This window comes from Mycobacterium sp. RTGN4, assembly GCF_033804635.1.
Lineage (GTDB): Bacteria > Actinomycetota > Actinomycetes > Mycobacteriales > Mycobacteriaceae > Mycobacterium.
In genome coordinates, this window is record NZ_JAPZLB010000004.1 from 26,058 (window position 1) to 44,915 (window position 18,858).

Annotated in this window: 15 protein-coding genes; 11 read left to right on the forward strand and 4 right to left on the reverse strand. The window is 67.1% G+C overall.

What is annotated here, in order from left to right:
• Positions 1-97 precede the first annotated feature (97 nt).
• The 5 genes from SLQ30_RS09995 to SLQ30_RS10015 are packed head-to-tail and all read left to right on the forward strand — an operon-like array spanning position 98 to position 3,799.
• Positions 98-952, forward strand: coding sequence for an SDR family NAD(P)-dependent oxidoreductase (locus SLQ30_RS09995; protein ID WP_319446126.1), 855 nt, complete (start codon positions 98-100; stop codon positions 950-952).
• The gene (locus tag SLQ30_RS10000) at positions 952-1,449 is read left to right on the forward strand and encodes a hypothetical protein (protein ID WP_319446127.1); all 498 of its coding nucleotides are present in this window, start codon (positions 952-954) and stop codon (positions 1,447-1,449) included. Before SLQ30_RS09995 ends, SLQ30_RS10000 begins: the two co-directional genes overlap by 1 nt.
• The gene (locus SLQ30_RS10005; RefSeq protein ID WP_319446128.1) at positions 1,446-2,111 is read left to right on the forward strand and encodes a VOC family protein; all 666 of its coding nucleotides are present in this window, start codon (positions 1,446-1,448) and stop codon (positions 2,109-2,111) included. Before SLQ30_RS10000 ends, SLQ30_RS10005 begins: the two co-directional genes overlap by 4 nt.
• A 17-nt stretch (positions 2,112-2,128) precedes the next feature.
• Entirely contained in the window at positions 2,129-3,079 is a 951-nt protein-coding gene (locus SLQ30_RS10010; protein ID WP_319446129.1) for a fumarylacetoacetate hydrolase family protein, read from the forward strand.
• 9 nt (positions 3,080-3,088) lie between these two features.
• Complete coding sequence (locus SLQ30_RS10015) at positions 3,089-3,799, forward strand: TetR/AcrR family transcriptional regulator (protein ID WP_319446130.1); 711 nt, start codon at positions 3,089-3,091, stop codon at positions 3,797-3,799.
• A gap of 39 nt (positions 3,800-3,838) precedes the next feature.
• Here the strand turns inward: SLQ30_RS10015 and SLQ30_RS10020 are convergent, their stop codons facing one another.
• Both SLQ30_RS10020 and SLQ30_RS10025 read right to left on the reverse strand, forming a co-directional pair.
• On the reverse strand, positions 3,839-4,003 hold the full coding sequence (locus tag SLQ30_RS10020) for a hypothetical protein (RefSeq protein ID WP_319446131.1): 165 nt from the start codon (positions 4,001-4,003) through the stop codon (positions 3,839-3,841).
• A gap of 611 nt (positions 4,004-4,614) precedes the next feature.
• Positions 4,615-5,550, reverse strand: coding sequence for an SDR family oxidoreductase (locus SLQ30_RS10025; protein WP_319446132.1), 936 nt, complete (start codon positions 5,548-5,550; stop codon positions 4,615-4,617).
• A gap of 111 nt (positions 5,551-5,661) precedes the next feature.
• Between SLQ30_RS10025 and SLQ30_RS10030 the strand changes: the two genes are divergently transcribed.
• From SLQ30_RS10030 to SLQ30_RS10040, 3 genes are read left to right on the forward strand one after another with little or no spacing between them, the layout of a single operon-like run.
• Positions 5,662-7,620, forward strand: coding sequence for an acyl-CoA synthetase (locus tag SLQ30_RS10030; RefSeq protein ID WP_319446133.1), 1,959 nt, complete (start codon positions 5,662-5,664; stop codon positions 7,618-7,620).
• Between the two features lies 1 nt (position 7,621).
• Positions 7,622-8,998 carry a cytochrome P450 gene (locus tag SLQ30_RS10035; RefSeq protein WP_319446134.1) on the forward strand — a complete coding sequence of 459 codons (1,377 nt, stop codon included), beginning with the start codon at positions 7,622-7,624 and terminating at the stop codon, positions 8,996-8,998.
• 2 nt (positions 8,999-9,000) lie between these two features.
• Complete coding sequence (locus tag SLQ30_RS10040; RefSeq protein WP_319446485.1) at positions 9,001-9,669, forward strand: DUF998 domain-containing protein; 669 nt, start codon at positions 9,001-9,003, stop codon at positions 9,667-9,669.
• A 216-nt stretch (positions 9,670-9,885) separates the two neighbouring features.
• Here the strand turns inward: SLQ30_RS10040 and SLQ30_RS10045 are convergent, their stop codons facing one another.
• Positions 9,886-10,524 carry a MerR family DNA-binding transcriptional regulator gene (locus SLQ30_RS10045; RefSeq protein ID WP_413467984.1) on the reverse strand — a complete coding sequence of 213 codons (639 nt, stop codon included), beginning with the start codon at positions 10,522-10,524 and terminating at the stop codon, positions 9,886-9,888.
• 103 nt (positions 10,525-10,627) lie between these two features.
• On the opposite strand from SLQ30_RS10045, the gene SLQ30_RS10050 reads away from it, so the two are divergent.
• The 3 genes from SLQ30_RS10050 to SLQ30_RS10060 all read left to right on the forward strand — a co-directional run bounded on the left by SLQ30_RS10050 (position 10,628) and on the right by SLQ30_RS10060 (position 15,632).
• Positions 10,628-12,418 carry an ABC transporter ATP-binding protein gene (locus tag SLQ30_RS10050; RefSeq protein ID WP_319446135.1) on the forward strand — a complete coding sequence of 597 codons (1,791 nt, stop codon included), beginning with the start codon at positions 10,628-10,630 and terminating at the stop codon, positions 12,416-12,418.
• Positions 12,415-14,157, forward strand: coding sequence for an ABC transporter ATP-binding protein (locus SLQ30_RS10055; RefSeq protein WP_319446136.1), 1,743 nt, complete (start codon positions 12,415-12,417; stop codon positions 14,155-14,157). Before SLQ30_RS10050 ends, SLQ30_RS10055 begins: the two co-directional genes overlap by 4 nt.
• Before the next feature lie 71 nt (positions 14,158-14,228).
• Positions 14,229-15,632: an MFS transporter gene (locus SLQ30_RS10060; protein WP_319446137.1), complete on the forward strand. Its 1,404-nt coding sequence runs from the start codon at positions 14,229-14,231 to the stop codon at positions 15,630-15,632.
• Positions 15,633-15,823: 191 nt separating this feature from the next.
• On the opposite strand, the gene SLQ30_RS10065 is transcribed toward SLQ30_RS10060, so the two are convergent.
• A complete protein-coding gene (locus SLQ30_RS10065; RefSeq protein WP_319446138.1) occupies positions 15,824-18,805 on the reverse strand; it encodes a DEAD/DEAH box helicase in 2,982 nt (993 codons plus the stop codon).
• Between the last annotated feature and the right edge of the window lie 53 nt (positions 18,806-18,858).

Below are 18,858 nucleotides of genomic sequence, written 5' to 3' on the forward strand. Positions count from 1 at the left end.
TGTAGAGGCCTTCGACCATGAACGTCAATCCCGGGATTTCCCCTGGGATGTCAACGAAAGGGCACAGCGTGTTCGCACCACTTCGGGATGTCCGGCCATGAGGCGGCGGGGCGGACGCGTCCCCCTCGACGGCGCGCGTGTTCTGCTCACTGGCGCCTCCAGCGGCATCGGCCGGGAGTTGGCGCTGCGCCTAGCCTCCGAAGGGGCACAGCTCGTGGTGGCCGCGCGCCGTGCGGATCTGCTCGAGACACTCGGCGAGCAGATCGCCACTGCGGGCCACGAGCGGCCGTTTGCGGTGCCTACCGACTTGAGCGTGCCCGGATCGGCCGCGTCGTTGGCCGCGGCCACGCTCGACCATTTCGGTCACGAGATCGACGTGGTGATCAACAACGCCGGCGCCAGCCTGACCGGCCCCCAGTCGCGCATCGGCGACGCGGACGCGGCCCGCACCGTCTACGAGGTGAACCTGTGGTCCCCGCTGGCGCTTGGCGCCGCGCTGGTGCCCACGATGCTGGCCGTGGGCAAGGGCACGATCGTGAACGTCACGTCGACGATTCAATCGGTGCCGCTGCCGCTGATGGGGTACTACGGCTCCTCGAAATCCGCTCTCGCGCAAGCGACTCGATCATTGCGCCTGGAGCTCGCCGAAACACCGATCCGGGTCATGGAAGTGGTGCCGGGCGCCACCGACACCGCGTTGCGTGACATCGACGAGCTGCCGTGGAAGACCGTGCCGCCCAAGACGCTGCCGCCGGTGTCGCCGCAGTCCGTCGCGGCCGCGATCGTTCGGGGCCTCAAGCGGGGCTCCAGCCGCGTCGTCTACCCCGCCTATTCTCTTGTCCCGCTGGAGCTCCCAGCGTTCGGTCGCCTCGTCGCCCGCATCGGTGGGCGGCGAGTCAATACCCAAGGCGCTCTCGACCTGCGCCACCTCACAGGCAAGGAGCCCACCTAATGGCACGAACCCTTCACCTCTCCGATACCCAGATCCGCATCGGCGCCTGGCTCGGGATCGCGCACGTCGTCGGTGCCCTCGTTGCGCACTTCAGCGTGCCCAAAGCTCTCGAGGAACCGCTGGGACTACGGGCCGACCCGTGGTTTCGCCGTGAAACCGGCACGGTCAACGCCGGGTTCGCCTTTGGACTGCTGCGGATCCTGCAGGGCCATCGCGACCCCACCTTCTTGAAGACCACCGCGCTGTCTGGCGCGCTGATGGCCGCCACCCGGACCGTGGCGACGGTGCGCGGGCACCGGCGCGGTCCGCTGAGCCTGATGGTCATCCTCAGCGACCTGCTGCTCTCGGCCGGCGGATTCGCTCTGGCGCACCAGTTCGAACGCGAACGGCGTGAGCAGCGCGACGCCCGGCCGGTCACGGTCGTCGCCAGCGTTGCCGAGCCCACCAATGGCACGCGCACGGCTGGCCAGAGCCCGACGAAGGCCGCCTCCCGATGAGTCGCACCGCGCAACCCCCGGCGCTGAGAGTCGGACCCGAGGACCTCGAGCGGGGTCGGCGGCCCGGAGCCCCGGCCAAACTGGCCCATGTCGTGTTCAAGACGCCGCGGCTTGCCGAGATGGCGGACTGGTACACACTGCTGCTCGACGGGATGGTCGTCTACGGCGACAAACGAATCAGTTTCATCACCTACGACGACGAACACCACCGCGTCGCTCTGATCAAAGTCCCCCGGCCCCTGAAGATCCCCGGTGTCGTCTGGAAGATCCACAGAAAGTTCTGGGGCTTCGACCACGTCGCCTTCACCTACGAGAACCTCGAAACACTGGTAGGCACCCACCGGCGCCTCGCCGACGCCGGCGTCCATCCCGTGTGGTGTATCAATCACGGCCCGACGACCTCCATGTACTACGAGGACCCCGACGGCAACCGGGTCGAACTACAGGTGGACAACTTCGCCACCAACCGCGAGTTGATGGACTGGCTGTGCGGCGGCGAATTCGCCAAGAACCCGATCGGCGTCGAGTTCGACCCCGACGTGCTCGAACGCCTGTTGACCTCCGGGATACCGACCACCCAGCTCACCGCCCGGGGATCAGCACCGCCGGACGGGCGCAAGGCCCGCGCCGGCCTGCGCACCCTGCGCTGGAAAACCCTCTGACTCCAAGGAACCACACCATGCGATTGGCAACCTTTTCCACCGCCACGACCAGCGGGCACGTCGGACTCATCGACGGCGACGACGTCGTCGACATCTCCGCCGCCGAGGACGGACCCACCACCGTCGTGGAGCTGCTGAGCCAACCCGACTGGCAAGCGCGGGCGACGTCACTGCAACCCCGTGCACCGCGGCACCCACTGGCCGAGGTGACCCTGCACGCCCCCATCCCCACACCGCCCAAATACCTGGCGATCGGGATGAATTCGCGTGACCACCGCAAGGACGTCAACCTGCGCTGGCTGCTGCGAGAACCCCACCTGGTCCGCATCGCCGCGGGATACCTGCTGGCCCACCCCCGGCCCAAGCATCCATTCTTCTTCGCCAAGGCCACCTCGTCGATCGTCGGCCCCAACGACGCCATCGTGTTGCCGCTACGCGGTGACCAGGTGGACTGGGAAGGCGAACTCGCCGTCGTCGTCGGCGACACGCTTCACGACGTCACCGCCGCTGAAGCCAGCCGGGCCATCGCGGGATATCTGATCGCCAACGACGTCTCGGTGCGCGACTGGCAGACCGACAACCCCACCGCGGCGGCACTGGCCAAGGGATACCCCACCCATGGCCCGCTGGGACCCTGGCTGACCACACCCGATGAGTTCGACCCTAGCTCGGCGGAGTTGCGCACCTACCTCAACGGGCGCCTCACCCAGCACGGCCGCATCGCCGACCTCATCCTGTCCCCCGCCCAGATCATCAGCCGCCTGAGCCAGTTCTGCGTACTGGCACCCGGCGACGTCGTCGCCTGCGGCACCTTCGGCGGCACCGGCTGGCCCAAGGGGCGCTTCCTGCAGCCAGGCGACGAGGTGCGCATCGAAATCGACGGGCTTGGTGAGCTCTCGAACCCGGTCAGCGCCTACAGCGCGTGGACACTGGCGCGCCACCACGCCGCCCCGGTCACGGCCCGATAGTCTGACGCCATGTGCGCCAAACGTGTCCGCGAGGTCGCTGACCGGCGACAACAGCTGATCGACACCGCCCGCGCCCTATTCGCTCAGCGGCCCTACGACCAGGTCACCACCACCGAAATCGCCAAGAAGGCCGGCGTCGCCTACGGCCTGATCGCCCATCACTTCGAGAACAAGCGCGGCCTGTACCTGGCCGTCATGAACGACATCGCTGGCGAGATCGCCGCCGTGCAACTCACCCCACCCCCGGCCAATGCCGACCTGGCCGACCAACTCCGGCACGCGCTGCGCAGCCACATCTCCTACATCGACGACTACGCCGAGAGCTTCGTTGCACTGGTGCGCGGCCAACTCGGCTCCGATCCCGCCCAGCAGAACACCATCGACGAGCTGCGCTGGCTGGGAGCCCAGCGCATCCTGCTCGCCGTCGGCATCACCGAACCGATCTCGCCGGTCCTGCGCACCGCGATGCGCGGCTGGGTCGGCTACCTCGACGAGATGATGATCGACCGCATCAACACCGGCGACGTCGACCGCGAGGTACTCGTCGAGCTGGCCGCCGCGACGCTGGCGGCGACACTGCAATCGGCCCAGACGCTGGACCCCTCGATCGACCTCGCGCCACCGATCACCAAGGCACTCAACACCTTCCGGGTCAACCAAGACACCACCATCCCCCAACCCAGCCGCACCTCCGTCACCACGCGATCAGCCAGCTCTTGACCGGGCGAACCGAGTTGGAGATCGAAGGGCTCGGCGCCCCTACTGATCCAAGCCGGCGTGGGGCGAGATTCGAATCATGGTGGTGTATCCGGCCGCAGCGTTGATGTCGTCGGCATTGGACTGGCCATCGGCGTCGCGCCGTACCCCGTCGCACTTGCAATCCCCAGGTGTCATGTGCAGAAACTCCGACAGGTGTTTCGTCACGGTCGCGGGATCCTCGACCGGTGTCGCCGTCCCCGGACCGTCTTGCCCGCGATGCGCATCTCGACGGGCGCACCGCCGCGCAGGTTCGTCCACCATTTACGGTCCGTGTAGCACGCAATGTGGCCATCACCGCGGACGTAGCGAACCGCAACGACGTAGTGCTTGCCGCTCTTGTGTCCGACGAACCCCCAACAGCATCGTGTTCGAGCTCATCACCGGGTGCAGTGGCGATCGCAGCAGACCCTTGATGATCCAGTTCACGAACTTCGGGACGGTCGGCGGCGCAGAAGTCTGGGTCAATGCTCCATCCACCGGCTCCGCTCCGCCGACGCGGTTCGCCACCCACACCGGCCAGTCATCCGCGACGCGACGCAGCCAGACTTGGGGCAGGCCCGGGAGGACACTCGGGGGCGACTCCAATAACCAGCGCGGCCAGCTCAAACCCCGCACACCGACGCTTCGGACAAGTCACTTCCCGGGCCTACCACCAGCCACCATACAACCGTGCCCGTTGCCAAGGACTTGACACGGAGAGGCGCCGTTTACATTCAGGCACGTGAGCCGGCGAATCGTCACGGCTTCTGCGCGCCGTCACCGAGGACGCCGAGTCGTCAAAGGAACCTCGAGATTCTGCGGCTCGGGCCGCCGCTGCGGCACCAGGGGCAGTCCTCGTCGAACTCCGGATGCTGCAGTCGGTGCTGCTCGTCGGCGACGTCGTCGAAGGCACTGCGCATCGTCGTTGCCTTCGCCACGATGCGCGCGTCCACGAATTGCGGGGCGAACGTGCGCAGCCTGGTCCCGATCTTTTGCACCAGCGGTGACAGATCGAGCTCGCGTCGCCGCTCGACGATGGCCTCCAGGCAGTGCCGGGCGACCTCACTGGCAGGTCGCCGGGCGATGTCGTTGTCTCGGCGTACCGAGAGGTCGACTTTGTACTGCTGTCCATCGGGGCCAAACACGGTGCGCCCGGCACCATCGTCGTTGTACATGTCGCCGGGGTTGATGCCCAGCACGTCGACAGAATCTGGTGCGAGTTCTAAGCGCAATGCTTCGAAGAACCCGTTCATCGCGTGCTTGCTGGTGGTGTAGCCCAGGTATCCGGCCATCGGCAGGTGGCCGGCGCCGGAGGTGACGTAGGCGATCAGGCCGTTGCGTTCGATGAGCTCGGGCAGGGCGAAGAATGTTGGCATCGCCGCCCCAAAGAGGTTGATCTCCATGGCATCCCGCAGCGGGGCCAGTGTGCGCAGTTCCGAAAGTGCGCCATAGGTGGCGAAGCCGGCGTTCAACACCAAGATGTCGAGGCGGCCGAACCGATCCAGCGTGGTGGCGACGAGATCGCGACAGTTGGCCTCGTCGGTGAGATCCGCGGCAAAGGTCGCCGCGGTGCCGCCGGCCGCGGCGATACTGGCCGCGACCTCGGCCAGGCGGGTCTCGCTGCGCGCGGTCAGCATGACCTTCGCGCCCTCGCCGGCGAGCTGCAGGGCCAGATACTGACCGAGTCCCTGGGAGGCGCCGGTCACCACGGCGACCTTGTCGACCAACCTCATCAAAACGCCCCTTCTTCGGCCAACATCCACACTTGACTGATTATCAATCAGTCTGCGACAGTAGGGCATGGCAGAGACCGGGTCAAGGCCCAACGTGAGTGGTGCGCAGTGATGAAGAAGTGGCAGGACTGGCCGAGTTGTCGCAACCCCCAGGACCTTTCCGACATCGAGGCCACGGCGTTGGCGGATCGAGACCTACCGGCCTGCACCTACGAGCTGGTCGCCGACGCTGAAGCCCGCTGGGCCGACAAGACTGCCCTCTATCTCCTGGCATCCGCAGACCGCTGGGATTGCCCCGAGACGTGGACATATACGCGGTTGGCGCGCACCGTGCGCCAATGCGCGAACTTGTTTCACGCCCAGGGCATCTCACGTGCCCACGCCGTCACGGTGATGTCGCCAAACACGGGTTTGGTGCTAGCCGCGACACTGGCCGCGCAAACCGCGGGCATCGTCGCCCCGGTCAACCCCGCACTGACGGCCGAGCGCCTGGTGACGCTGGTGCGCACCGCCGGTTCCACCGTGATCGTCGCCGCCGGACCCGAACTCGACCCCGACATCTGGGCAAAGGCCCGCAACGTCGCCTCGGCAGTCGGTGCCCGAGCCCTATACGCGGTACGGCCCGAAGACCGACCTGGCCAAGGCCCCGACCTCGAGCCCCTTGCAGGGATCGGCGTCGCCTATCTCGACACTGCGATGGCCGCGCACCCCGACACCACGTTGGCGTGCGCCACGCACACGGCCGACGACATCGCCAGCTATTTTCACACCGGCGGAACCACCGGAGCGCCCAAGCTCGCCGCGCACACCCACCGCAACGAAGTTGCCATGGCCTGGTCGCTGGCTCTGCAGTCGACGCTGCCCGAACCCTCGACCGTGCTGGCTGGACTGCCCCTGTTTCACGTCAACGCGGTGCTGGTGACCGGACTGTCCCCGCTGTTTCGCGGCCATCCCGTTGTGTGGGTGGGGCCTCACGGATTCCGCGATCTCGCGATCTATCAACACTTCTGGAAGATCGTCGAACGGTATGGGGTCGCCGCGATGTCCGCAGTGCCGACCGTGTACGCAGTACTCGCCGAGATCGCCGTCGACGCCGACATCAGCTCGCTGCAGATCGCCGCTGTCGGCGCCGCTCCCCTGCCGGACGCCGTGCGTGCACGGTTCCACGACCGCACCGGCCTGCCACTCAGTGAAGGCTACGGCCTCACCGAAGCCGCATGTGTGAGTGCCGCGTCGCAATTCGACGTCGCGCGCCCCGGTTCGGTCGGGCTGCGGCTGCCCTATCAACGCATCGTGGCCACCCAGACCGACGAGTGTGGCCACTGGATCGAACTACCCGCCGGTCACAGCGGCCAATTGATGATCCACGGCCCCACGGTCTTTCCCGGCTACGTCGGCGCGGACGGGCAGCTCGCAGCTGGCGGTGCGCTTCACGACGGCGGGCTACTGACCGGCGACCTCGGCTTCGTCGACGACGACGGATACGTGTTCCTGGTCGGGCGCGCCAAGGACGTCATCATCCGCGGTGGCCACAACATCGACCCCGCGACCATCGAAGACGCGATGCTCGAGCACCCATCGGTGATCGCCGCAGGCGCGGTCGGCCGTCCCGACCCACACTCAGGTGAAGTGCCCGTCGTCTACGTCGCGACCAGTGTCGCAGTCGACGAGGACGACCTCGTGACATGGGCGCGCGAACAGATCACCGAACCCGCCGCGGTGCCCAAGGCCGTGCACGTCGTCGAGGCCATCCCGGTCACGCAGATCGGCAAACCGTTCAAGCCGGCGCTGCGGGCGGACGCCGCCCGCCGGGCAGTTGCCGATGCGCTGGCCGAACACGGATTCGATGGGGAGTGCCTCGATGTCACCGCCGAGCACGACGACGAGGGTCGACTCGTCGTCAGCGTCACCGGTGTGCCGCCCACCGATCTCGATGGAGCCCGAGAGCAGCTGGCCCGGCTTCCCGTGACGACCAGTTTCGTCACCGACTCAGCCGGCGCCCCCAACGACGGGCGCAGCCGCCGCACCGCCCATCAGCGCACTACGACACCTTCGACCGCCAAGGAGTGACATGGCAACAGCGACAACCGATCCGGTACGCCTGCCACCAGGACCCCGGGCTCCCAAGGTCGTTCAGTTGGCGGCGTTCCTGACGGCCCGCGACCGCGCCATGCGTGCGGTGGCGCGCCGGTACGGCACGCCGGTCACCGTCAACCTGCCCGGCTTCGCCAACCTGGTGGTCGTCAGCGATCCCGACCTCGTCAAAGACGTGTTCACCACCGACGCCGACCTGCTCGGCGAGGGCGCCAACCTAGGGCAGGTCCTGGGCCCGGGTTCGACTTTCAGCCTCGACGGCGCCGCGCACCGGCAACGCCGGAAGCTTCTCGTACCGCCATTTCACGGTGGAAGAATCCGCGCCTACGAACGCATCGTCGAAGACGAGGTGATGCGCGAAACCGCGGGCTGGCCCGACGGTGACGAGTTCGCCACGCTGCCCTCCATGATGCGGATCACGCTCAACGCGATCGTGCGGGCAGTGTTCGGCGCCGACGGCGACACGTTCGACGAACTGCGCCAGCTGCTGCCCGATGCCGTCCTGCTGGGCTCACGGATGACCGCCGCGCCAGCAGCGCTGCGCCGCGACTGGGGCCGATTCAGCCCGGGCGGTCGACTCGATCGCTACCGCCGCCGATACGACACCATCGTGCAACAACTCATCGACAACGCGCTCAACGACCCCTCGCTCGACGAGCGCACCGATGTGCTTGCGCTCCTGCTGCGGGCCCGATACGACGACGGAACCCGCATCAGCGACCAGCATCTGGCCGACGAGCTCTTGACCCTGCTGACCGCCGGCCACGAGACGACCGCCACCACATTGGCATGGACCGTGGAACGCCTGCGCCGCCATCCCCGCCTCTTGGACGAGCTCAGCGACGACCTCGACGCGGACAGCAGCGAACTGTGCCAGGCGACCATTTGGGAGGTACAACGGACCCGGCCGGTGATCCAGGCAGCGATCCGAACCGCCCGAACACGAATCAGACTGGGGGAATGGGTGCTTCCCGAGGGAAGTTCGATCGCAGTGGCGATCGGCATGGCCCACGCCTCCGAACACAGCTTCCCCCATGCCGACTCGTTCGACCCCACCCGATTCCTCGGCGCCAAACCCGCGACCAATCACTGGATCCCGTATGGCGGCGGTGTGCGAAGGTGCGTCGGCGCAACGTTTGCGAACATGGAGATGACCGTCGTGCTGCGGACACTGCTTCGCGAATTCACCCTGCTCCCCACTGCCGACGCCGACGAACCTTCGCGCTCCCGAGGTGTCGCCGTGGCGCCCGGACGCGGCGGCCTCGCCGCCGTACAACGCCGAGTTCGGTGCGCCCCGACCGGGCCAGCCGATCGCGCCGTCGGGGCTTTCTTGGTGATGGGAGGCCCGGATTGACGATGCATCGCGCGACGGTTGCGCTGTTGGCCGCCGGAGTGGTCGGCGGTCTCCAGGTGATGGTGATCTCCTGCGCACTCGCGGCGACGCGCAACGGCTTTGACATCAGGCGCCACGCGAATAGCCAGCTGGTGCTGGGCGACTGGGGCTGGGTGCAAACCATGAACTTCGTGGTCTTCGGATTGCTGCTCACTGCCTGCGGGATGGGTATCGCTGGCGCCACGTGGCCGCAGCGGTCGGGCATGATCGCTGCCGCCGGCGTCGCGGTGTACGGCCTGGGTACAGGAGTGGTCGTAGGACTGAATCCCCCCGATCCCGGCTTTGGCTTTCCGCCAGGTGCTCGTCAGGGCTCCGTCGGATTCGACGGACTCAGTACCTCAGCCCAGATCCACGCAGTGGCCGGGCTGATCGGATTCCTCGCGATGACCATTGCCTGTTTCGCGTTCGCTTCATACTTCGCCAAGGCGAAGCAGACACGGTGGGCGGTGCTCTCGGCAGCGGTGGGGCTCGCGGTGGTCGCGGTTTGCGCCTACCTGGCCGCCAGTTCGACTGCCGAACTCGACAGTTTCAACTACGTGCCGACGTGGGTCGTGGGCGCCGCGCTCTGGCTCTACACCTCCGCGGTCGCATCGAAACTCCTCGTCGACGTCCGCGGACGGACCCTCGGTTGAGGTCGACGATGTCCGCACTCCTGGTTGACCGCACCTACTGAACGTCGCCAACGTTGCTCTGCAACGGGCCGATTCCAGGTTCAGTGCTCGCAGCTGCGGTCGCGTGGACGTCCCCGTCGATCGAATACCGCACTGCTGCAGCCGTACTAGACGGCACCCGACGCCGTCGGGCGACAAGGATAGGTTTCGCTCGGGCCGCCGCGAATGTCGTCTACCTCAACGCTGATCTTCGTTCTGCCGGTAATTCTTCTGCTGGCACGCGCGCGAGCAATACGTGCGGCGGCGGCCTCGCGCCGGCTGGGTGAATGGTGCTGCGCAGACCGCACAGCGACTCACCGAAGGCCTATTTTCGTCACGACGTGTAGCCATTTCGTCACGATCGTTGCTGGGGTTGAGGCCGCTTGCCGACAGTGATCGTGCCGCCGACACGAGGTCCTGATCCGCGGCACGCCCGCGTGGTGTGTGATTGATCAACTCCTCGTCGAGGTCCGGGCACTGTCCGACGATGTCGTCGTCCGGGCAGCCCAACAGGTGCATCAGATAGTCATGGGCGCTTTGCAGTTGCGCCATCTTCTCCTTGAGTACCGCGGCGTGGCCATTTACTATGTTGTGCCAGTGCATATTTCGGTTGCCCCGGGTCACCACGGAGGCCCGTTCGAGGGGCATCGCTCCGGTGATGCAACACAGGTAGGCCAGCCCGATGCACCGAAGCTCGGTGTCGGTGTAGACCCGGCGGCCGTTGACGCGCGGCGGTTCGGGAAGGACCCGTTTGGCCTCCCACCACCGCAGCGTCGACGGGGCAAGCCCATAGAGGGCCGCAGCCTGGCCGATCGCGACACCGGGTGAATCACTCATCTCACCAGTTGACATCAAGTTCACTTCAGAATTCAAGATTGTAGGGAGAAGTTTGGCATGCCTTACTGACGTGCGGCGACGATGGTTCCCGGGAGGCAGACACATGAGCACGATCCCGGAGGTGCACGCGGTCGCCGACGCAAAGAGCGACGAGCGAGCCGGCCTCGCCGGGGCCGGGGCGTTGGCCCGGTTACTCGCCCCGGTCCGGGCGCACTTGGTCGGGTGTGGTGTCTTGTCGGCGCTCGCGGCGGCAGCCGGCATCGTGCCCTACGTCGCCGTCGCCGAGATCGCGCGGGTGATGCTCGCCGATCCAGCGAGCGCGGGTGCGGCCGTCTGGGCGTGGGTCGGCATCGGCGCCGCGGGTGCCGGTCTGTGGGTGGTGCTGTTCGTATGGTCGTCCCGACTCGGGCACTACGCGGATGCAGCGATCCTGCACGACCTGCGCGTGCGGATCGTGCGTCATCTCGGCGCATTGCCACTGGGTTGGTTTCGCACGTCCGGCTCGGGCCGGGTCAAGCGGGCGATGACCGGTGATTTGGAGGAGATGCACGAGGTCATCGCACACGCGCTGGGACAACTGACCGCGGCGCTCACGGCGATCCTCGTCGCGACGACCTACCTGTTGTTCGTCGATGTCCGAATGGCGCTGATCGCGCTGGGCGTCTTGGGCATGATGGGGCTCTGCTACCGAATCTCGATGCGCTCCATGACGACTCACATGAACGCGCTGATTGCCGCCGAGGCGCGGATCAGCGCCGCAAGCATCGAGTACGCCGACGGAATCCAGGTGGTCAAGGCCTTCGGCACCGGGGGTCGCGTGTTGCGCCGCTTCGACGACGCCGTCGACGAATACGCCCGGGCGTTTGCGGTGTGGGTCGCCGAGGTGCGATACAGCTCGGCCACGTCGCGCGCGTTTGGTTCGGAGCTGGCCGTCTTGGCCGCCGTGACAGCCGCCGGCCTGGTGTTCGTCGACCACGGATCACTGGCCGTCGCGGAGCTGGTGGCATTTCTGGTCGTCGCGGTAGGTCTGCCAACCTCGATCCTGCCGGCCGTCTCGGCAGCCCAAGGGATACGCAAGGGCCGGATGGGCGCGGCCAACATCGAGCGGTTGCTGAGTCGAGCACCCCTGCCCGAGCCGCAACGCCCTCACACACGGTGCGGTCACAGCGTCGAATTCGACCACGTGACGTTCTCCTACGACGGCGTGATCCTGGCGGTCGAGGACGTCAGCGCCGTGTGCCCGCCGGGCCAAGTGACCGCGCTGGTGGGGCCGTCGGGTGCGGGCAAGACCACACTGGCCAGCCTGCTGGCACGGTTCTACGACGTGACCGGCGGGGCGATCCGGGTCGGCGGCGTCGACGTACGCCAGATGCGCTCGGCCGATCTGCTTGCGTCGATGTCGTTGGTGTTCCAGGACGTTGCACTGCTGCGCGACAGTGTCGCGGAGAACATCCGCATCGGCCGACCATCCGCCAGCGACGCCGAGGTCCGCCAGGCGGCGGTCGCCGCGCAGATCCACGACGTGATCGAGCTCCTACCGCAGGGCTACGACACGCTACTCGACGCGGGCGGCGGCGCGCTGTCCGGTGGGGAGCGTCAGCGGCTGACCATCGCGCGGGCGATCCTGTCCGGCGCGCCGATCGTCGTGCTGGACGAAGCGACCGCGGCGTTGGATCCCGACAGCGAGGCGGCGGTGCAGGACGCCCTGGCCACTCTGGCGGTCGGCAAGACGGTGATCGTGATCGCCCACCGGCTGCACACGATTGCCGGCGCCAATCAGATCCTCGTGCTCGACCGCGGACGGCTCGTCGAGCACGGTCGCCACGACGAACTACTCGCCGGCGACGGCCTCTACGCCCGGATGTGGGCCGCACAAGTTGGGGTGTCCGCGTGATCCGCCGGTTGTACCGACTGTGGCCTCGGCCCCAGCTGCTGGCCCGCCTGTGGTTGCTCACCGCGGCCCAAGCCATCCTGGAGGGTCTGCTGCTCGGGCTGCTGGTCCCGATCCTCGCCGCTGTCACACGCCCCGACCCCGACATCGCCTCGGCCACACCATGGTTGGTGCTCGGTGCGGCCGGAGCGATCGCGTATACGGTGCTCAGCATCGTCGCCACTCCGGTGTGCTTCGCGGCGGCCGGTGCACTCGCGGTGCAACTGCGCAAAAGGTTGATGCGCCACGTCAGCACGCTGCCGCTGGGGTGGTTCACCGCCGAGCACAAGGCGCGGCTCGCGCGAGCGGTCACCGCGGACGTCGGCGACGCGGCGCACCTGGCCGTCACCATCGGCAGGCCGGCGATCACCGCGACGCTGCTGCCCGCCACGGTCCTCGCCGTGACGTTTGCGGTCCAGTGGCGCATGGCACTGCTGTTGTGCGTCATCGCGTTGGCCGCCCATGCGTCGTTGCAGCGCGCGGCCCGAGTCTCGGCCGCAGCCGAGATCGAGCTGGAGCGGGCTTCAGTCGGGGTGGCCAGCCGGGCCATCGAACTCGGCCAAGCCCAGCCGGTGCTGCGATCTGCCGGCCACGGCGCCGGCACACCCCGCATGCACACCGCGCTCCTCGACCACAGGGAAACCTATCGGGACGGCATGCGCCGCGCACGCCAACCGTTCTTCACCTACACAGCGGTGATCGCGGCCGGGTTCGTCGCAGTCCTCGCGCTGGCCGCCCAACTCACGCTCAGTGGGCGCACCGGGATCGCCGAGACGATCGCGCTGCTCGTGCTGGCCGCGCGGTTCCTGCAGCCGCTCGGCAACCTCATCGACCTCATCGGGGCGCTGCGCGCGCTGACCAACAAGGTCACCCGCATCGAGGAGTTACTGGCCACCCCCACGCTGGCCACACCGGCTGACCCGGTGCGCCGCATCGCCGCCGCCGACATCGAACTCTCCCACGTCAGCGTCACCTACCCGGGCGCCGAAAACCCCGCACTGCGCGACGTGTCGCTGCACTGCCGACCAGGCACCACCACCGCCCTTGTCGGCCCGTCGGGCTCCGGGAAGACGACAGTCACCCGGCTCATCGCCCGCTTCTTCGATGCCGACGCCGGTCAGATCCGCGTCGGCGGCATCGACGTCCGCGAACTCGACCCGAGCGTGCTGCTGGACGAGATCGCCATCGTCTTCCAGGACGTCTACCTGTTCGACGACACCATCGAAACCAACCTGCGCCTCGCGCACCCCGACGCGACCCGAGACGAACTCGAGGAGGCCGCGCACGCGGCCCGGCTCGACGACGTGATCGCACGTCTGCCCGACGGCTGGGACACACGGGTAGGCGAAGCCGGTGCCCAATTGTCAGGAGGCGAACGTCAACGCGTCGCGATCGCCCGCGCAATCCTCAAACGGGCACGCATCGTGCTCATCGACGAAGCCAGCTCCGCGCTCGACCCCGAAAACGAAGCCGCGATCACCCAAGCCATCGCCAACCTCGGTGAGGATCCCGACCGCACGGTAATCGTCATCGCCCACCGGCCCGCCACCCTGGCCTCCGCCAACCAGGTGGTCGCCCTGCACGACGGCCACGTCGTTGAAACCGGCACCCCCGCCGAACTGCTGGGCACCGGCGGGGCGTTCGCCCAGATGAGCGGCCAATACGAGCGGACCCGGCACTGGCGCATCGCCAGCCAACACTGACCTGCCCGCCACCGGCGCGGCTCAGAAGACACACAACTATTCAAGGCGCACAACAACGTTGAGGGAGCCCCATGACCAACAGTCCACACACCACGCCCACAGCCGGCCTATCACGAAAGCAGCTGGGCCTGGTGATCGCGGTGTACGTGATGGCATTCATGGCGCTACTCGATGTGTTCGTGGTCATCCTGGCACTACCAACCCTGCGCACCGAACTAGGTGCAAGCACCACGCAGCTGCAGTGGGTCGTCGGCAGCTACAGCTTGTCCCTGTCGACCTTCGCGCTGTCGGCGGGCGCCCTGGCCGATCGCTACGGCCGCAAACGGGTATTCCTGCTCGGCGTCACGATGTTCACCCTCGGATCGGCCATGTGCGCAGCTGCAGCCAGCCCGGCGACCCTGTTGGCCGGCAGGTTCGTTCAAGGCATCGGTGCGGCTATTGCAATTCCCGCCACCCTGACGCTGCTGGCCCTGGCGTTCCCCGAACAACGGCTGCGCGCCAGGCTATTCGGCGGCTGGGCCACCGTCACCGGCGCCGCAGCCGTGATCGGCCCAGTACTCGGAGGGGGTCTGGTCGAAACATTCGGCTGGCCCAGCATCTTCCTGATCAACCTCCCGTTGGGCGCCATCACGTTGCTTCTGGGCGCCCGGTGCGTCACCGAAAGCGCCGACCCCGCCCACACTGCACTCGACCTGCCCGGGCAGCTGCTCGCCATCCTCGGGCTCGGCGCGCTGACCTACGCTCTGATCAACGTCGGAGAACGCGGCTGGACCGCACCCTCGACCATCGTCGCGCTCGTGATCGCGGTGGCGGGCCTGACTCTGTTCGGGATCGTCGAGTGGCGCCAGACCAACCCGATGCTGCCGCTGCGATTGTTCTCCGACCGTCGATTCTCGGTCGCGAATCTGGCCGCAGCGACACTGGGCTTCACCGCCTTCACCGTCCAGGTGTTCCTGCCCACCTATCTGCAACAAGCCGGGCAACACTCGGTAGCCGGCACCGGCCTCATGCTCCTACCGTGGCCAGCCAGCCAGATGATCGCCTCCTACCTGGCCGGGCGGTGGACCGCCCGCACCGGCTCCCGCGCCCCGATGACCCTCGGGCTGCTATTGATCGCGTCCGCGGCGTTAGGTGTGCTGGGCCTGCAGCCAGACAGCCCCTACCCTCTTCTGGCCGTCACGCTCGTCGCGTTCGGTGTCGGAGTCGGGCTGACCTTCACACCGACAAACGCCGCCGCGATGGCATCCGTACCGCCCGAACGTTCCGGCAGTGGCGCCGCGATCACCAACGCCGTCCGGCAGACTGGCACCTCGCTGGGAATCGCAGCGCTGGGCTTGTTGTTCTACCGTGCTGACCTCACCACCGGGATGCACCACGTCGCACTAGCCACGGCCCTCGCGGCCGGATTGACCGCCGTGGTCGTCCTGACCACACCTTCACTGGGCGCCACACAGCCACGTGCACAGCCACATTGACCCCATTTACCTTTGTCGTCGATACATGCCGCATGACCGTTGCGCGAGGGCGTGAGCCGACGACTGGCCGAAATGCGAACGCCCGCCCGGGCTGCCATCGGGGCGAGCCACGTGTCCGCTGAGCCCGTCGGCACGCCAGAACCCGACCACCTGGGGTTCGCCGCCCCACGCCATGGGCGTCGAGGTGACAGCTAGGGCGAGCAGAATATTCGCAGTTGAGCGCTGCACTGCGCGACGGTGCTCCACGCGGTCTGCAGCAACGCGTAGATTTGGATGACTTCGTCGGCCGGGCGGGTCTTGTCGAGTTCGGCGCGGACCTCCTTGATCGACATCCCGGCCCCGAGGACGATCCAAACCTCCTTGTGCGCAGTGGGATCGGTGATGATGTCTCGGGCACGCTGCCAGATTTCCTCGGGTGTGCGCTGATCGGGGGTGCGTAGGCGGTTGAGGGTCGTGCGACCGTTGCCGCGAGCCGGCCAGGGATCGGCCCAGTAATCGATTCGTGGCCGACTCTGAGTCGACGGCAGCAGATAGGCCAAATTCTTGATCGCCTGTCCCACGACGTCGTGGAAGACCGTGGCCGAACGTTTCGTTCCTTTGCCGTGCTTGGCGTGGATGAACGCGATCCGGTCGGGCTGCATGGCGATGAAGTCGCACGGCTCGGTTTGCATGTCGGTGCAGACGAGTGTCTCGAGGCGTTCGAAGTGCGTTGACATCTCCTGGATCTCGGCGCGCTGCGGCAGTGTGCCGGCGAGTTTGTCGATGACTGCGAAGACGGACTTCGAGTGCCATCGGCCGTCATCGGGGTCGCTCTTCTCGGCGGTGACGTCTTCGAGTTCGTCCATACCCGTCATCACGTTGAGTAGCCGGAGCCCGGCCCGATTGGTGTGGGGGTCGGGTACCGCGATGAACTGGCCGTGCACGTAGACACTGCCCGCGGCGTGCGGGACGATGCGCAACCGCTGTTCGGTGTTGATGACCGCGGTCAGTTCGCGCCCGGTGTCCTGACGGTAATCGAGGTTCTTCAGTGCCGCTGATTCGAAGAGGTAGCGGCCGACCGCGGCGTTCCATCGCACGGTGGCGGTGATCGGTGCGCCGTTGACCTGAAGCGTCACCCGGTGATCGCAGACCTCGGTGGCGATACCGTCGAGGTCGAGCGTCTGGGTGCCGGAGGCGTCGGTCCGCGTGAACTCGGTTCCGTCGACGTCGAGGAGTAGGTGGCGGGCGGTCGGATCCGCCGGCGCGGGGGTGGCGTCGGCATAGCGGTCCAACGTCGTCGTGGCCGTCGCGTTCTTGGCGTCGAGGCGTTGATCGGTGGTGTCGACCCAGTCGCGGAACTGCTCGAAGGTCAGTCGATGGCCGCGTCCGTCGCGGATTCGCGACCTGCTCATGCCCACGTACCGTCGAGTTCGGGCGCCCAACGGCGAGTTCGGAGTGTAGCCCTCGGCGATGTTGCAGACGTAGGCGTAGTCGGTGAGATCGGGTGCGACCTCCTCGATCGACGCCGCGCGCAGGGTGCGCGACCGGATGGCACGTCTACCGATGTCGGTGTTGTCCAGCGACACGCTCGTCAGTCGCGCGTCGGCGTCGAGAAGCAGCGACAGCACCGACCGCGTCTCCTGCGCCAGTCTCAGGTCGGCGATGACTTGAGGCATGTGGTTGTGGCTGTCGAAGACGAACACCCGACGCTCGGTCAGCCGAACGACGGTGAACCCGAGAGCTCCCTCCAGGAACAGGCCGCTGAGCAGTGCACTCGAGTTGCCGATGCCGACGTATCCGACGATCACCGTCCGCGTGTCGGGGAACATCGGTCGCTCTACGGTCAGGCCCATCAGCCTGTACTCCTCGACGATCGCCGCACTCAGTTCCGCGCACGACAAGCTTCCTGTCGTCGGTGACCGGTAGACACGCGCTGCGGGTTGATATGCGAACTGGCGCCACAAGTCGGCGTCCCCGAGATCGATCGGTGCTCGGAACTGCCGGTCGTAGTAGGCCGCGACCGGTTGGACGTCGAGAAGGCACTGAGTGAAATCCGGTGTGGTCGCCCTCGATTCACCCCCGTGGAGATCGAAGTACAGGTATCGCTCCCAGATCTGCTCCACGTCGAAGTCGCCACGCGAGAGCACCCACGCTATCTTCGGGGTCGAGGTGGGTCGGCGCAGCACGCGGCCGATCTGCTGAACCACCGCACGATCGTTGTTCAGCGGGTCGTGGAAGGCCACCACCCGAAACCTCGCATCGTCGATTCCCTCCAGCAGCTTGTACTGGTGCACCCAGTACTGCGCGTCGCTGTCCTCGGGAGCCGGTACCCGGTCCACGAGATGCTCGTCGCCGCTGTCGGCGAATCGCTCGTGAATGCCGACTGCCGACTGTCCACCTCGGTGCAGTGCAGCCACACACGCGCGGATCGCGTCTGCTGTCGCGCATCGGATGATGACCCGTGCGTCACCGAGCCGCTTACCGGAGACGAACGCGATCACGTCATCGACGAAGCGCTCGGTGCCGCCATCGGCGAAGGTGACGAATCGGGGTTGACGCAACCGGCCATCGGCGACGGCCTCATGGTGGCGGTACCAGAAACGGTGTGTCGGTTCGGTTTCGAAATGCAGTTCATCGTTGCGGTACGGGGTGGCGGTGAATAGCACCACCGGCAGCCCCAACGACCGCAACGCGCCGGACCACTCCGGCGACGGCTCGTAGTGACCCTCGTCGACGAGCGCCGCGTCGAATCCGGCGAAACACGCCCGACGGCGGGTCACGTCTGCGCCCAACTCGGCATCGATGCTGAGCAGCTTCTGGAACGTGCCGACGAAAACCGTGGGGGTGGCCGTCGCGCCCACCTCGTCGATTCGCGACGCGACGGGCAGTTCGCGCACCGGTGGGAACGTCGGCGGTTTCGGCACGCCGAGCGCACGCCACAACCCCCCGTCGAGAGCGCGCCGAACCTGGCGCACCAACGATCGCCTCGGCACAATGACGAGCCAGTGCCGACGCCGTCTGCGGCTGTCGATGACGCCGGCGATGACCGCCGTCTTGCCGGCACCCGTCGGCATCGTGACCAGACCCGCCCCCGCAGGCGAGCGTGGTTGGGACGCAAGGTACTTCGCCATCACCTTCACGGCATCGCGCTGGTGTGGCCACATCGCGCTGGCCAGCGAATCGTTCGGGGTCACCTCACCTCACCACGGATTGCCGCCGGCGCCCAAGCGGTGCACGGCGTATCGAT